Raw genomic sequence first — 15,108 nt, forward strand, 5'->3', positions numbered from 1 at the left:
TTCTTGAATATCTCCGCGGCTTTCCCACCTCAGGTAAACCTTAGTTTAGATGCTATAGCGTTAAGCGATATATTCATGCTTTTGGTATCACATTTTTACTATTCATATTCCGCATCTCTCTTGACTAAGATACGCATAGATATGGTAAAAACGCCGTGCCTGACTGGTCCTGTGGCGGGAATTTTAGTCTGGGTTTAGTGCGTATTTGTTCCATATTCGGACATTGAAGTGGCTGCTTTATTTTACATCGCCCATGACCTCGACACCGTTCTGGTGCGCTATACAGGCCACCATATCGCGGCGGATGTGGACAAGGTTTATGACGAACTGGAGCGCAATACGGAATGCAGTCATTGCGTGCGCTTTTATGTTGACCTGTCAGGTGTGACGTCCCACGCATTGAACCGCGAGGACCTGATCAGCCTCAATGCCCGGGTGACGGAGTGTGCCGCCTCGCGCACCATCACAGAACCGCATCCGCTGCTGTTGGCGTATTACGCGCCTACGTTACCGGCGCAACAGGTCGGGCGGGCCTGCACTGGGCGTTGGAACCTGCATCCTGATTTGGTGTGTATGACATCGGCTCTGCGGAAAGACTGCGCGACCTTTTTGCATGTTGATCTGGCATCGCTTCAGGCGGCGGAAAGGTCAGTGTTTTACAGCCTGTAGCCAATAGCCTGTAACCACAGGCCAAAAGAAAACCCGCCGGGATGAGGCGGGTTTTACAGGTCTGGATGGCGGTAAGTAGTGTGTCGGGCGTCGTTTACCGACCCCAAGTGCGCACAGTGCCGCAATCCATGTGTACGAAGTTCGAACGCGAATAACGCCCAACACCGCCCGCGCGGCACACAGCGGCCGCCTTGGCCATCTGCGCGACGGAGCGCGACTGCAGGCGCAGGTCAGCAGCCTGACCCTTCATATGGAGCGAGTTCTTCGCAACGCCGCCGGATTTCGATCGCAGCATCGCGTTGGTGCGCGGCGAGCGGTAGCCCGACAGCAGCATGTAGGGTTCATTCACATCCATGAGGTTGTGAGCGGCGGCCATAATATCAATGTTGCGGCGGTCGATGTTGATCACATCATTGGTACGCCAGTCGCGCATGAAGTGGTTCACTTCTTTTAGCGCGTCTTTGATGTAGTCGCCTTCGATCCAGTAGATCATATCAAGGTTCTCGCCAGTCCGGCCAGAGTACATGCGGATGCGGCGAATATCACCGGAGCCGCGCAGGAACCCTGCGGCCTTGGAGAAAGTTGGTGCTGCGGTTACTGTGGTTGCCGCAAACGCGCCGAGGAGCGCCCGCCGCGTCAAAGTAATATTGGTCATGTTAGCGCCCGTCCTGTCGCTTACCTGTGTTGCCCGCGATGTTACGCGGAACCTGCCATCTCATCCCCAGATGCAGGTGCCATATTACATACAAGTTTCGTTCCACCAAGCCGCATTTGACCGCTTTAGTTTTGACAAACGGTTTTCGGCGGTTTTTTGCGCAAATTTTTGTGAACGGCATTTGCCAGTAAGAGCGTTTATGCTGGGAAAAAACGGGACACGGCCAATTTTTTGACCACACTGCAACCCTGCCGCAACAGCGACAGCTAGAGTGGTGTTAAACGCATGTTTTTATGATTTGTGAATGGACAGTGTCGCGAAAACAGGCCAAGGACGGCCTTAGATAAAGTGAATTAGTAAAGAAAGACGCGCGCATGTTTTCCGGACACCGTTTTGATTTTCTGACTTTTGACTCTTCGTCGAATTCTGTCGTTTCGCGGCGGCCTCGTCGACTAACACACCTATTCGCGGGTGTCGTTGCTGCCTCATTTTTCGCGTTTCAGGCGCCTGTTGCGGCGCAAGCGCAGGTGACGGCCTTCAAACAGGCGGTGGCCGAAGGTGCCTCTGACGATCGCGAACTGGCGCGGTTTTATCGCGAAAATGGCTTTTCTGCCGTGTGGACCGGTGAAGGCGACGCGCATCTGGCCCGTCGTCAGGCGCTGCTGGCAACGCTGGCGAATGTGGCCAGCCATGGCTTACCTCAGGCGCGGTATGACGTGGATGGTTTGATTGCGAAGATGCGCGCAGCACAGACGCCGCGCGATCTGGGCTTGGTGGATGTGGCCCTGTCCAAGGCATATCTGGCCTATGCCCGCGATGTGGAATACGGCGTGCTGGAACCGCAGAAGGTCAACAAAGAGATCGTGCGCAAACCGCTCAGCCGTGACGGGGCGGCGTATATGGCAGATCTCCTTGACGGCAAGCCACGCGCGGTGATGAACGCGCTCGCACCGAACACACCGCAATATCCGCGCTTGCGCAAAGAGATGTTGCGCCTGCAAGCGGTGATCGAACGTGGCGGTTGGGGTGCGACCGTGCCCGGCAAGAAGCTGGAGCCGGGTGATAAGGGCGCATCGGTTGTCAAACTGCGTGACCGCCTGATTGCGCTGGGGTATTTGAACCGGTCTGCTTCCCGCAGCTATGACAGCCGCATTCAGGCGGCGGTACAGCAGTTTCAGGCCGACCACGGTCTGGAACAGGATGGCGTTGCCGGTGCCACCACCTTGAAAGAGTTGAATGTCTCTGCAGAAAAGCGTCTGCAGTCGGTGCTGGTTGCGATGGAGCGGGAACGCTGGACCAACTTTGAACGTGGCGAACGTCACGTCTGGGTAAACCTCACGGATTACACCGCCAAGATCATGGATAACGGCAAGGTTACCTTCGAGACCCGTTCCGTCATCGGTGCCCGCGATTCCGACCGTCGCAGCCCCGAGTTCAGCGATGAGATGGAGCATATGGTGATCAACCCCACCTGGAACGTGCCCCGGTCTATCGCGGTGAAAGAATATCTGCCGCAGCTGCAACGTAACCCCAATGCGGTGGCGCATCTGCGTCTGGTCGATGCGTCTGGTCGTGTTGTCAGCCGCAACGGTGCGGACTTTACCAAATACACCGCGCGCAGTTTCCCGTTTAACATCAAACAGCCCCCCTCCAGCCGTAACGCGTTGGGTCTGGTGAAGTTTATGTTCCCGAACCGCCACAACATTTACCTGCACGACACGCCGCAAAAGGCGCTGTTTGCGCGTGAAACACGGGCCTACAGCCACGGCTGTATCCGTCTGGCGCAACCGTTTGAGTTTGGCTATGCGCTGCTGGCCAAACAATCGAGCGAACCGAAAAAGGTGTTCCACCGCTATCTGGACACCGGCCGCGAAAGCCACGTGGATCTGGAACAGCACGTTCCGGTGCATATTGTTTATCGTACCGCTGTGGTGCCTGCCAAAGGTCGTGCCAACTATCGCCGCGACACCTATGGCCGCGATGCGCAAATCTGGAACGCTTTGCAGTCGGCAGGGGTGGAACTGGGCGCCATTCAAAGTTAAGTCTCTTGCCCAACGGTTATCCGAGGGCAGGACATGAGCATTACAGTCAAAGACATTGCAGCATCGCTGGGGGCGGAGGCCTTTGGCGATGTTTCTATTTCCATCACCGGTGTGGCGGAGCCTGCGATGGCGGGGGCGTCTGATCTTGCGCTGGCGATGAAACCTGCCTTTGCCAAAGGGCTGCCTGACGGTCAGGCGCAGGTGGCGATGCTGTGGGCGGGGGCTGATTGGCAGGCGCTGGGACTTAAGGCTGCCATTGTTGCACCGCGCCCGCGCTTTGCGATGGCGGGGCTGTCGGCGATGATGGACGCAGGGCAGGGATATGCTGCAGGCATCCACCCTTCGGCCATTGTCGATGTCCGTGCCAAACTGGGCGCCGACGTCACCATTGGCCCGCTGGCGGTTATCTCTGCCGGTGCGGTGATCGGCGATGGGTCTGTTATCGGCCCGCAGTGTTTCATCGGCGCGGATGCCTCGCTGGGGCAGGGCTGCTTCCTGCGCGAGGGCGTGAAAATCGGTGCGCGTGTGACCATCGGTGACCGCTTCATTGCTCAGCCCGGTGCGACGGTTGGCGGCGATGGGTTTTCCTTCGTGACGCCAGAGGTGTCAAACGTCGAACAGATGCGTGACACCTTGGGCGACGCGGGTGAGGCCAAGGCGCAAAGCTATGCGCGGATCCACTCCCTCGGCTCTGTCAGTGTCGGTGACGACGTCGAAATCGGTGCCAACGCCTGTATCGACTGCGGCACCGTGCGCGATACCCGCGTCGGCAATGGGGTGAAAATCGACAACCTCGCCCAGATCGGTCACAATGTTGAGGTCGGTAATGACACATTGATCTGCGCGCAGGTCGGTATCGCCGGATCGACACGTATCGGTCACAATGTGGTGTTAGGCGGTCAAACCGGGGTCAGCGACAACATCTTTATCGGCGACCACGTGATCACTGGCGGTGCCACCAAGGTGCTGGCCAATGTGCCTGCGGGGCGTGTCATGCTGGGCTATCCGGCGATGAAGATGGAGACACATGTCGAAGCCTACAAGGGCCTGCGCCGCTTGCCCCGATTGTTCCGCGATGTGGCCGCGTTGAAGAAAGCGGTTTTAAATGCGGACGGGAATGACTAAATCATCCTCAGTGAGAGGGAAGGGGACTTGAGCATGAGCATCAAGGAACAGGTAATCGCCATCATCGCCGAGCAGGCCGTTCTGGAACCATCCGACGTGTCCGAAGACAGCACGCTGGAAGATCTGGGAATCGACAGTCTCGGCCTCGTGGAAAGCATCTTCGCCATCGAAGAGGCCTTTGATATTTCGGTGCCGTTCAACGCAAACGAGCCGGAGCAGAGCGATTTTGACATCTCCTCTGTCGCCTCGATCATCAAAGGGATCGAACAGCTGGTGGTTGAGCAAAAGAAATGACCCGCGCAATGAACCGTGTTGTGATCACTGGTGCAGGCACGATCAATGCGCTTGGCGCCTCTGTGCCTGCCACGCTGGAAGCCATGAGCGAAGGCCGTTGTGGCATTGGCGAGTTGGAGTTTCAGGATGTTGACCGTCTGGCGATCAAGATCGGCGGACAGGTCAAAGGCTATGACTCTGAAACACGGTTTAACCGTCAACAACTGGCGCTTTATGACCGGTTCACCCAATTCACTCTGATCGCCGCGCGCGAGGCGCTGGCGCAGTCGGGTTTGGTGTTTTCCGGTGATCTGGCGGCCACCTCCGGTGTGATCCTTGGCAATTCGGGCGGCGGGATGACCACACTCGATGCCAATTACCGCACGGTTTATGAGGACGGAAAAAATCGCGTGCACCCGTTCGTGGTGCCGAAATTGATGAACAACGCCGCCGCCAGCCATGTGTCGATGGAGTTTAACCTCAAAGGTCCCAGTTTCACCGTGGCCACCGCGTGTGCCAGTTCGAACCATGCAATGGCGCAGGCCTTTAACATGGTGCGCTCTGGGATGTCCAAGGCGATGGTGACCGGCGGTTCTGAATCTATGCTGTGTTTTGGCGGTGTGAAGGCCTGGGAAGGTCTGCGCGTGATGTCAAAGGACGCCTGCCGCCCGTTCAGTGCCAACCGTAATGGTATGGTACAAGGCGAAGGCGCGGCGATTTTTGTGTTTGAGGAATACGAACATGCCAAAGCGCGCGGCGCTGACATTCTGGCAGAGGTGGCGGGGTTTGCCATGTCCTCTGACGCCAGTGATATCGTCATGCCGTCCAAACAGGGCGCGGCGCGGGCGATTTCCGGGGCCTTGCGGGATGCGGGCATCAACGCCGATCAGGTTGGCTATATCAACGCCCATGGCACCGGCACGGCGGCGAATGACAAAACGGAATGTGCTGCAGTGGCTGATGTATTCGGGGCGCATGCGGATCAGTTGATGATTTCGTCGACCAAAGCGATGCACGGCCACCTTATCGGCGGCACCGGCGCGGTCGAGTTGCTGGCCTGTATCATGGCGCTGCGCGACGGGGTGATTGCCCCCACCATTGGCTATGAGGAGGCTGATCCCGAGTGCGCGCTGGATGTGGTCCCGAATGAAGCGCGGGAGGCGCAGGTAGACTATGTGCTGTCCAATGCCTTTGCCTTTGGCGGGCTGAACGCGGTTCTGGCGCTGAAACGCGCCTGATCGACACGCAGTGTTCGAAATAAAAAGGCCGCGTTGGAGACATCCCAACGCGGCCTTTCTTTTGCAACTGTGCTGGCCTTAGCGCTGCAGTGTTGCCGTTACTTTGTCGTAGCCGGCGGTGAAACCGCTAAGTGACATTTTCAGGTCAACGCGCTGATCGGGCGCGACGAAAGGCACCAGTGAGACAATCGCGCTGGCACCGCGCTTGTAGGCGTCAATGTCCTGTTGGGTCAGGCCGATACGGGCGTAGCAGCCCTGCGGGTCACAGACAGAGAACGGGTAACGCTGTGGCACATTGGCATCGACAAGGATAGTCAGCTGCGCCGTCAGCAGGGTTTCCAGCGGCACTGCGACCAGTGCACCAGCGACAGCCTGACCACCCGGAGGCAGACGGAAGATGCGCATGTTGGCGACCTGATTGCCTTCGGCACCATACAGCGGCTGCAGCAGCTGGCATGGCTCTTGTTCCTGACCGGTGCGGTAGCATTCCAGCTGCCAGTCGCCGCTTTCTTCGCGGATATAGGACTGCGGCTGTGTCGGAGTGCCAGTGTTCAGGCCGGCGCCTTGTTGCGCGTCGGGAGCGGGGGTGGAATCGGTATTGGGTTGCGTCGCCTCCGCCGCAGTATCTGCACTGCTGGCGTCGGTCGTGGCGTCCTGTGCGAAAGCCGCTGCACCACAGGTGAGCGCGGCGATCAATGAGAGGGATTTCGACAACTTGTTCATGGAGGTATCAACCCGTTTTTTGCTTATCCATAGCCCGTGTAACATGGGCCTTCGGCCTTCGTAAGCATGTAATATTGGCAGGCCGTCGGGCAACAGCGAAAACCCGCCGCTGATGTTCACAGTCAGGTGATGTGGTTGATGAGCGATGCCGGGTAACAATTTGAAAATAAATAAAGAAAAAGGGGCCATAAGCGGCCCCTAATTCAATTTTTGCTCCCCGTCGGACTGGCCGACTTAGTCATTAAAGGGACGCTAGGATGTTTGCCTGTTCGGGTCAACAGTTCCCGTCATATTTTTTTGAAAAAAGGTGCCGCCCTGTATTTTACAGGGCGGCCAGTCTGACAGGGAGGAAGTCATCCACCCGCGATGGACATGGCGGATGGATAAGGCCACTATAGCGCGACAAACTTAATGAATTCCTTATGCACCGCACGCATGTGCAGTGCGCAGATGACAGGGGCCTCAGGTGGATCAGAAACTCTTTATCGGTGGCGGTGGTGAGAACTACGGTGAACAACAATTTCTGTCGTTGAAATACGCAAACCGCCACGGGCTGATCGCAGGCGCTACCGGCACCGGCAAAACCGTGACCCTGCAGATCATGGCCGAAGGGTTCTCGGCCGCCGGCGTGCCGGTGTTCATGGCGGATGTGAAGGGCGATCTGGCCGGTCTTGCCAAAGCCGGGCGTGCGGATTTCAAACTGCATCAGGCCTTTAGCGATCGCGCGGCGAAAATCGGGTTTCAGGGGTACTCCTACGCGGGTTTCCCCGTCACCTTCTGGGATATGTTTGGCCAGCAGGGCCATCCAGTGCGCACTACGGTCGCCGATATGGGGCCACTTTTGCTGTCGCGTTTGTTGGAGTTGAGTGAAGCGCAGGAAGGTGTGCTGAACATTGCCTTCCGTATCGCCGATGAACAGGGGCTAGCACTGTTGGACCTGAAGGATCTGCAGGCGATGCTGGTCTGGCTGGGTGAAAACCGCGCCGATGTGGCGCTGCGCTACGGCAATATCGCTACCGCCTCGATCGGGGCGATTCAGCGGCGGCTGCTGGTCTTGGAAAATCAGGGGGCAACGCAGCTCTTTGGTGAACCTGCGCTGGATCTGGGCGATCTGATGCGCTGTGACCCTGACGGGCGCGGGCAGATCAATATTCTGGCCGCGGATCAACTGATGGGATCACCGCGTCTTTATGCGACCTTCTTGCTGTGGCTGTTGTCAGAGCTGTTTGAGACCCTGCCAGAGGTGGGCGATCCCGATAAACCCAGGCTGGTTTTCTTCTTTGATGAGGCCCACCTGCTGTTTGAGGATGCCCCTAAAGCATTGGTTGACAAGGTGGAACAGGTGGCGCGCCTGATCCGGTCCAAGGGCGTTGGCGTCTATTTCGTCACCCAAAACCCTGATGACGTGCCAGAGGATATTCTGGGGCAGCTGGGCAACCGCGTACAACACGCGCTGCGCGCCTTTACCGCACGGGACCGCAAAGCATTGCGCATGGCGGCTGAAACCTACCGCGACAACCCCCGTTTTGACACAGAGGACGCAATCCGTGAGGTCGGTGTGGGGGAGGCGGTAACGTCTTTTCTGGCCAAGAAAGGGGTGCCGGGCATGGTCGAACGCACCCTGATCCGTCCGCCATCCTCACAATTGGGACCAATCACCAAGGCAGAGAGGGCAGGGCTTATGGCGGCCTCTGCGCTTGCAGGAAAATACGACATGGCCCAAGACCGTGAGAGCGCATATGAGATATTGACGAAACGCGCCGAACAGGCGGCTCTTGCGGCAGAACAAGCTGAAGAGAAAGAAGAACAGGCTGAGGTGGCTGAACGCGCATATCGCTCCGCGCGGCGCTACAGCGGATCGCGTGTGGGCCGTTCCTCGGCCCGCGTGACCCGCAGCAGGGCGCAGGGCGACACCATCGGCAGCGCTCTTGGCAAAGCACTGGTGAAAGAGCTGCGCGGCACCACGGGGCGCCGGTTGGTGCGTGGCATTCTTGGTGGGTTGTTTAAGGGACGTTAGGCGTCCCGCCACTCACCCGGCTGCAACTGCCCCAGATGCCAATCACCGATGCGTACGCGGATCAGTCGCAACGTTGGAAACCCCGCTGCGGCGGTCATTCGGCGGACCTGGCGATTGCGTCCTTCGGAAATCGTCAATTGCAGCCAGCTGTCAGGAATGCTCTTGCGCACTCGGATGGGCGGTACACGTTCCCAGACGTCTGGTGCTCTCAGCCGTTCAGCACGGGCTGGGCGGGTCATGCCGTCCTTCAACTCTATCCCCTTGGCCAGACGCGCTAGCGCTTCATCGGTGATGTTTCCCTCAACCTGCGCCCAGTAGGTCTTGGACATCTTGTGGCGGGGATTGGAAATCTTCGCTTGCAGCTTGCCATTGTCGGTCAGCACCATCAGGCCTTCGCTGTCGCGATCCAGACGCCCTGCCGGATAGACCTGCGGCACGTTGATGAAATCAGACAAAGTCGCACGCTTGCTGCCTTCGCTGCCACGATCCGTGAACTGCGACAGCACATCAAAGGGCTTGTTAAACAGGATCACCCGCGTCACGCCGCGCCCCTTTCAATGTTCCAAAATACGCCCGCCGGAGGTATGCCGCGATGGCGGCACCCTGTGCGGGGATCAGGTGTTGCCGGATCTGGTGAAGCGCGCCGCGTCCGCCGCAGCACGACGGATGGCGTTGGATTTATGCACGGTTTCCATAAACTCTGCTTCAGGATCACTGTCATAAACCACGCCGCCACCGGCCTGAATGTAAAGTTTCTGATCCTTCACAATTGCTGTACGCAGGGCGATGCACATGTCCATGTCGCCTCCAGCACTGAAATAGCCGAGGCCACCGCCATAAATGCCGCGCTTTTCCGGTTCCAACTCATCGATGATCTGCATCGCACGCACTTTCGGCGCGCCGGACACAGTGCCTGCCGGCATACCGGCGAAGTAGGCATCAACCGCATCCTTGCCCTCATCCAATTCACCCACCACGTTGGACACAATATGCATCACATGGCTGTAGCGTTCGATGATAAACTCCTCTGTGGGTTTCACAGTGCCGATTTTCGCCACCCTTCCCACGTCGTTGCGGCCCAGATCCAGCAGCATCAGATGCTCCGCCAGCTCTTTCTGATCGGCCAGCAGATCGGCCTCCAGCGCCTTATCTTCTGCCGGTGTAGCACCACGGGGGCGAGTGCCGGCGATGGGGCGAATGGTAACCTCGTTGTCAAAGACGCGCACCAGAATTTCCGGGCTGGCGCCAATCACCTGAAAGCCGCCGAAGTTGAAATAAAACATGAAAGGCGACGGATTGGTCCGGCGCAGTGAACGGTAAAGCGCGAAAGGCGGCAGGGTGAAGTCCTGCGTCCAGCGCTGGCTGGGCACCACCTGAAAGATGTCACCGGCGCGGATATAGTCCTTGGCCTTTTCAACGGCGGCCAGATAAGCGTCTTTGGCAAAGTTTGACTGCGGCGGTGCAACCTCATCCGCCTCACCCAGATCGCGGCTGGCCTGTGGCATGGCGCGTTCCATATCACGAACGGCATCCATCACCCGTTCTGCCGCCTGCGCATAGGCCGCGCGGGCGGATTGACCTTCATTGGTCCAGACAGGGGACACAACGGTGACGTCGCCTTTGACCCCGTCCAGCACCGCGACCACCGACGGGCGCATCATCACCGCATCGGGCACGCCCAGAGGATCAGGATTCACGTCGGGCAGATGTTCGACCAGACGGATGGTGTCATAGCCCAGATACCCGAACAGGCCTGCGGCAGCGGCAGGCAGATCGTCGGGCAGGTCAATCTTGCTCTCGGCAATCAGCGCGCGCAGATTGTCCAGCGGGTTACCGGTCTGATCCTCAAACGCTTCGCCGTCGAAACGAGCGGTGCGGTTGATCTGCGATTGTTCGCCATGACAGCGCCAGATCACATCAGGTTTCATGCCGACGATCGAAAAGCGCCCTCGCACCTCGCCGCCGGTCACAGATTCCAGTACAAAGGCGTCTTTCTGTGCGCCCGTCATCTTCAACATCAACGACACCGGCGTGTCGAGGTCTGCGGCAAGACGCGCGTAAACAACCTGATTTTCACCGGCCTCATAGGCACGGGCGAAATCATCATAGGAGGGAATAAGATCCACCGTTCGTTTTCCTTTGCGATCCCGCTTAGCGGAAGTTTGCATGAACCGCATTGATTGCGGTCTGATCCAGATAGATGCCAGCAGCGTCCTGAATAGCGCGCGCATAAGCGGCGTAGAGGTCATCAGACAGACCCGCATCGCCCTGCTGCGCCAGAATGTTGCGGAAACCGACCACTTCGGCGTTGTCCAGATCGGGGCCGTTCACCGCCCCAAGGCTGACAATGCTTACAGTACCATCTGCGTCCGCCACCACAGCCGCATCCCCGGCAGTCATCGCAAAGACCTGGTTGATCAGCGCCTCAGGGGCATCTGTGATGAAGTCAGAGCGCATAATGTCCGTTTCCGCGCGTGCGGTCAGCCCCAATTCGTCCATGCCGGTGCCGGATTTCACTTGCTCTAGCAACTCCTCGGCCTTGGCGGAAAGCGCCTTGGCGGTTTGCGCGGACCGCCATGCGGCGGTCGCTTCGGCACGCACACTGTCCAGCGGTTGCACGGCGGCGGCGACATTTTCGTCAAAGCGCAGGGCGACAATGCCGCCATCGTCCAGGCGGATGATTTCGGGATAGTCGCTGGCCGTCACCGACGTTGCGGCCTCGCGGAAGGCGCCATAGCCTGCGATTGGTTCTTCGCTGGCGTCATGCCAGTCGATGCTGGCCAATTTTGCGCCGCCTTCACCGTCCAGCTCTTCTAGCGTCGCGCCACCAGCCAAAAGGTTGTCGATGTCTTCGGATACACGTTCGATCTGGCGGCGGGCAGCCCCGGCTGCCAGATCGGCGTGCAATTCGTCACGCGCCTGTTCCAGCGTGGTCTCTGACCCCAGAAGAATGCCGTTTATGCGGAACAGCGCCGGGCCAAGCGAGGTTTCCACCGGTCCCACAACGCCCGTGCCCGGTGCGGCAAAGACCTCCTCAGCCGCGCTGCCAAGGCTGGCGGCTGTGGCATCGCCCAGATCCACATCGGCCAGATCCAGACCACGGTCGGCCACCAGTGTTTCAAAGTTTTTTTCGCCCGCATCAAGCGCTGCACGCGCAGCTTCGGCGCTGGCAGCATCGGAATAGATCAGGCGTTCGACCAGACGGCGCTCAGGGACGAGGTATTGATCAATCCGCTCTTCATAAAGAGATTTGATCTGGGCCTCATCCACCTCGATGCCAGCCACCAGGTCATCAGGCGACAGCCAGATGTAGGTCAGGCGCTTCTTGGCGGGGGTGGTGAACTGATCGACGTTTTCGCTGTGAAACGCGGTCAGCTGCGCCTCTGTCGGTGCGGCGATCTGCGCGCTGAGGTGCGTGGTGTTGAGCAGCGCCCAAGTGAAATCGCGGCGTTCACCCGCGTAGTTGATCAGTGTGTTGGCATAGGTCGAAGGCATTGGCGTGCCGGTGACAACCGCGCCTTGCAGCAGTGCGCGCACGGTGTCGGCGCGCATCTGGCCTTCAAACTCGATTTCAGACAGGCCCGCCTGTTGCAGCGCAAAGCGATAGCTGTCGCGGTCAAAACCATTCGCGCTCTGGAAGGTGGGAATGGCGAGGATCTGTTTGCTCAATGTCTCATCACCGATCGACAGGCCCAGTTTCGCTGCTTCATTGTCCAGCGATGCCTGACCCACCAAACGGGCCAGAACCGCACGGTCGATACCGGCAGAGAGGACCTGATTGAACGGCATCGCGGAACCGGCCTGTGCCTCGATCGCGCGGATGTCCTGTTGCAGGGCGCGGGCGTAATCGTTGACGTCGATATCTTCATCGCCGACCGATCCCACGCGGGTGATATTGCCCGACAGGTTGGTGGCGCCAAAGCCGCCAAGCCCCACGATCAACAGGCCCATGATGCCCCACATGAAGGTTTTGGAAGTCTTGCCGCTGGCCATGTTCAGTCCTCAATATATCGTCAGCCGCCGCAGGGTCTGGCCCACGGCGCAAATTTAGCTGTTCGCGAATGTTTAGGCCGAAGCCCGCAGCGCCGCAAGGTCTGCCAGTGATGCAAGGCGCTGAAACAGCGTTGCAATGCCGGTGCGGTCCACATTGGCAAAGGCAATGCGCAGCTGTCGGGCGCCTGCGGGGTCGTCTTTGGGCATGAACATGGTTCCGGGCAGGGCCAGAACGCCAATGTCGCGCACCATCTGTTTCGCAAGCGCGTCAGACGCGATGGCGAAGGGATGTTCCATATAGGCAAAATAGGCCCCGCAGCCGAGGAGCTTCCACCCTTGGGTCGCCAGCACACCAAAGCCATCCTCAATCGCAGCGCGCCGGTCGAGGATTTCAAGGCGCTCGCCTGCCAGCCAATCGCCAAGGTTCTGCATGCCCCAAAGGGCCGCGTGTTGGGCCAGTTGGTTGGGGCAGATGGTGACGGTGTCGATAAACTTTTCCATTTCGGCCAAGCGTGCGGGGCTGGCGACGACTGCCCCAACACGGTGACCGGTCAGGCGGTAGGATTTGGAGAAGGAATAGAGCTGGATCACCGTGCTCTGCCAATCGCTTTCCTCAAACAGCCCATGCGGCGCACCTGTCTGTGCGTGGAAATCGCGATAGGTTTCATCAATGATCAATGCCAGATCATGGTCGCGCGCCAGATCGCGGAAGGCTGCGATCAGATCAGCGGGATATTCTACACCACAGGGGTTGTTCGGGCTGACCAGGACAATGGCCCGGGTGCGGTCAGTGATCTTGGCTGCGGCCTCAGCCACATCGGGCAGCATCCCGTCACCGCAAGCAAGGGGCACTGTGGCCACGCCCTGCATATCGAGCCACATTTGATGATTGAAATACCATGGGGTTGGCAGGATTACCTCATCCCCTTCGGCACATAGAGAAATGATCGCGGCACAAAAGGCCTGATTGCAGCCAGAGGTGATGGCGACCTGATCTGCGCTGACCTGTCCTTTGTAGGTCTTGCTGACGGATCGTGCCAATTCAGCGCGTAATTCCGGCAGGCCAAGGTCAGGGCCATATAGATGCGCCTCTGGCAGGTTCAGTGCGGTGTCTGCAATCGCTTGTCGCAGCGCGGGCGGCGGGGGATCAACGGGTGCGGCCTGTGAGACATTGATCAGCGGGCGGCTGTCAGGAAATATCACGCCATCCAGCCAACGCCGCGCCTCCATCACGGGGGGGGCAAAGGTGGTGGTGGTGCGCGCGGTGCTCATCTGTCTGTCCTCATCTGTGCAAGAGCGAGGATATTCAGTTAAGGGGCGGGAGCAAGATGGAAAAACCACGGTGTGGGTAATGTGAGGTAAGGACGGAGGAGGGCGCTGTTTTTGCGATCGCTATAGGCGTTGCAGTTCAGAACAGCGCAAAGAAAAAGGCGCCTCCGGTGGGGCGCCTTTTGTGAATGTCGCGATCAATCGGTGCCGCGGTAGGGTTCGACGTATTGCAGTGCCATGTCCCAGGGGAAGAAGATCCAGGTGTCCTGGCTGACCTCGGTGATGAAGGTTTCGACCTGCGGGCGGCCTTGGGGTTTGGCGTAGACAGTGGCGAAATGCGCCTTGGGATACATCTGGCGCACCAGTTCCAGCGTTTTGCCGCTGTCCACCAGATCGTCGATGATCAGAATGCCTTCGCCGTCGCCCATCAGGTCTTCGCTCGGCGCTTTCAGCACCTCGGCCACGCCTTGGGCCTGATGGTGGTAGGATTTCACGCTGATGGTGTCGACGGTGCGGATGTCCAGTTCGCGTGCGATGATCATCGCCGGCGCCATACCGCCACGGGTGATCGCAACGATGCCACGCCACGCACCATCATCAGGCCCCTGACCGTCCAGACGCCAAGCCAGTGCACGGCTGTCGCGGTGGATCTGGTCCCAGCTGATGTGAAACCCTTTTTCGTGTGGCAGACGATCGGTCATGGCTTCCCTCATACGGAGTGGTGGGCGGTTGCGCCGCTGTTTGTGATTAGCCACGGGCGATACCGTGGCCTGCAGGGCAACGCAAGGAAAAGCGGGTTCTACGGTGTAAAAACCGCTTTCGGTAGTTCATCTGCACCCAAATTCCTGCCTGATTTCCTGAACACGCGCACGGCTGGCCGAGGTGCTCTGGCCGCAGTGATTTTCGCACGGGACGCCATCATTGTCGCCATCGGCGCGGGCGTAACCGCAAACGCACCATTGATAGACTGCATCGCGACAGCTTCGGACGCGGCTGCAGGTTTTGCCACAGCTGTAGGATTGTGCACTTTGATAAGGTTGAAAGGGGAGGGTACTCGCGCTTTGTGTGGCCCAAACAGGGGCCCCAAACAGGCAGGCAAGCATC

Annotated in this window: 13 protein-coding genes; 6 read left to right on the forward strand and 7 right to left on the reverse strand. The window is 58.8% G+C overall.

The genetic code is table 11. The features are described from left to right. The first annotated feature begins 228 nt into the window (after nucleotides 1-228). A complete protein-coding gene (locus tag MHM86_RS01485) occupies nucleotides 229-669 on the forward strand; it encodes a hypothetical protein (protein ID WP_239195057.1) in 441 nt (146 codons plus the stop codon). Nucleotides 670-763: 94 nt separating this feature from the next. On the opposite strand, the gene MHM86_RS01490 is transcribed toward MHM86_RS01485, so the two are convergent. Continuing rightward, nucleotides 764-1,324 (reverse strand): DUF882 domain-containing protein, encoded by a 561-nt coding sequence (locus MHM86_RS01490; protein ID WP_239195058.1) that lies wholly within the window; start codon nucleotides 1,322-1,324, stop codon nucleotides 764-766. Between the two features lie 374 nt (nucleotides 1,325-1,698). Here MHM86_RS01490 and MHM86_RS01495 point away from each other — a divergent pair, with 374 nt between their 5' ends. The 4 genes from MHM86_RS01495 to MHM86_RS01510 are packed head-to-tail and all read left to right on the forward strand — an operon-like array spanning nucleotide 1,699 to nucleotide 6,002. Further along, nucleotides 1,699-3,366, forward strand: coding sequence for a murein L,D-transpeptidase (locus MHM86_RS01495; protein ID WP_239195059.1), 1,668 nt, complete (start codon nucleotides 1,699-1,701; stop codon nucleotides 3,364-3,366). A 33-nt stretch (nucleotides 3,367-3,399) separates the two neighbouring features. Further along, nucleotides 3,400-4,491: a UDP-3-O-(3-hydroxymyristoyl)glucosamine N-acyltransferase gene (gene lpxD / locus MHM86_RS01500; RefSeq protein WP_239195060.1), complete on the forward strand. Its 1,092-nt coding sequence runs from the start codon at nucleotides 3,400-3,402 to the stop codon at nucleotides 4,489-4,491. 33 nt (nucleotides 4,492-4,524) lie between these two features. Beyond that, a complete protein-coding gene (locus MHM86_RS01505) occupies nucleotides 4,525-4,785 on the forward strand; it encodes an acyl carrier protein (RefSeq protein ID WP_239195061.1) in 261 nt (86 codons plus the stop codon). 8 nt (nucleotides 4,786-4,793) lie between these two features. Beyond that, nucleotides 4,794-6,002, forward strand: coding sequence for a beta-ketoacyl synthase (locus MHM86_RS01510; protein WP_239196866.1), 1,209 nt, complete (start codon nucleotides 4,794-4,796; stop codon nucleotides 6,000-6,002). Between the two features lie 78 nt (nucleotides 6,003-6,080). Here MHM86_RS01510 and MHM86_RS01515 read toward each other — a convergent pair whose 3' ends face one another. Further along, the gene (locus MHM86_RS01515; RefSeq protein WP_239195063.1) at nucleotides 6,081-6,725 is read right to left on the reverse strand and encodes an invasion associated locus B family protein; all 645 of its coding nucleotides are present in this window, start codon (nucleotides 6,723-6,725) and stop codon (nucleotides 6,081-6,083) included. A gap of 466 nt (nucleotides 6,726-7,191) precedes the next feature. Here MHM86_RS01515 and MHM86_RS01520 point away from each other — a divergent pair, with 466 nt between their 5' ends. Next, nucleotides 7,192-8,742 carry a helicase HerA-like domain-containing protein gene (locus MHM86_RS01520; protein WP_239195065.1) on the forward strand — a complete coding sequence of 517 codons (1,551 nt, stop codon included), beginning with the start codon at nucleotides 7,192-7,194 and terminating at the stop codon, nucleotides 8,740-8,742. Here MHM86_RS01520 and MHM86_RS01525 read toward each other — a convergent pair. The 5 genes from MHM86_RS01525 to gpt all read right to left on the reverse strand — a co-directional run bounded on the left by MHM86_RS01525 (nucleotide 8,739) and on the right by gpt (nucleotide 14,705). Continuing rightward, nucleotides 8,739-9,284, reverse strand: coding sequence for a pseudouridine synthase (locus MHM86_RS01525; RefSeq protein ID WP_239195067.1), 546 nt, complete (start codon nucleotides 9,282-9,284; stop codon nucleotides 8,739-8,741). The genes MHM86_RS01520 and MHM86_RS01525 overlap by 4 nt on opposite strands. Before the next feature lie 72 nt (nucleotides 9,285-9,356). Then, nucleotides 9,357-10,868, reverse strand: coding sequence for an anthranilate synthase component I (gene trpE / locus MHM86_RS01530; RefSeq protein ID WP_239195069.1), 1,512 nt, complete (start codon nucleotides 10,866-10,868; stop codon nucleotides 9,357-9,359). Nucleotides 10,869-10,893: 25 nt separating this feature from the next. After that, nucleotides 10,894-12,735: a peptidyl-prolyl cis-trans isomerase gene (locus tag MHM86_RS01535; RefSeq protein ID WP_239195071.1), complete on the reverse strand. Its 1,842-nt coding sequence runs from the start codon at nucleotides 12,733-12,735 to the stop codon at nucleotides 10,894-10,896. 72 nt (nucleotides 12,736-12,807) lie between these two features. Further along, nucleotides 12,808-14,007: an aminotransferase gene (locus MHM86_RS01540; protein WP_239195072.1), complete on the reverse strand. Its 1,200-nt coding sequence runs from the start codon at nucleotides 14,005-14,007 to the stop codon at nucleotides 12,808-12,810. A gap of 194 nt (nucleotides 14,008-14,201) precedes the next feature. Beyond that, nucleotides 14,202-14,705, reverse strand: coding sequence for a xanthine phosphoribosyltransferase (gpt, locus tag MHM86_RS01545; RefSeq protein WP_239195073.1), 504 nt, complete (start codon nucleotides 14,703-14,705; stop codon nucleotides 14,202-14,204). Nucleotides 14,706-15,108 lie beyond the last annotated feature (403 nt).

This window comes from Thalassobius sp. Cn5-15, from assembly GCF_022347685.1.
In the GTDB taxonomy this organism is placed as follows: domain Bacteria; phylum Pseudomonadota; class Alphaproteobacteria; order Rhodobacterales; family Rhodobacteraceae; genus Thalassobius.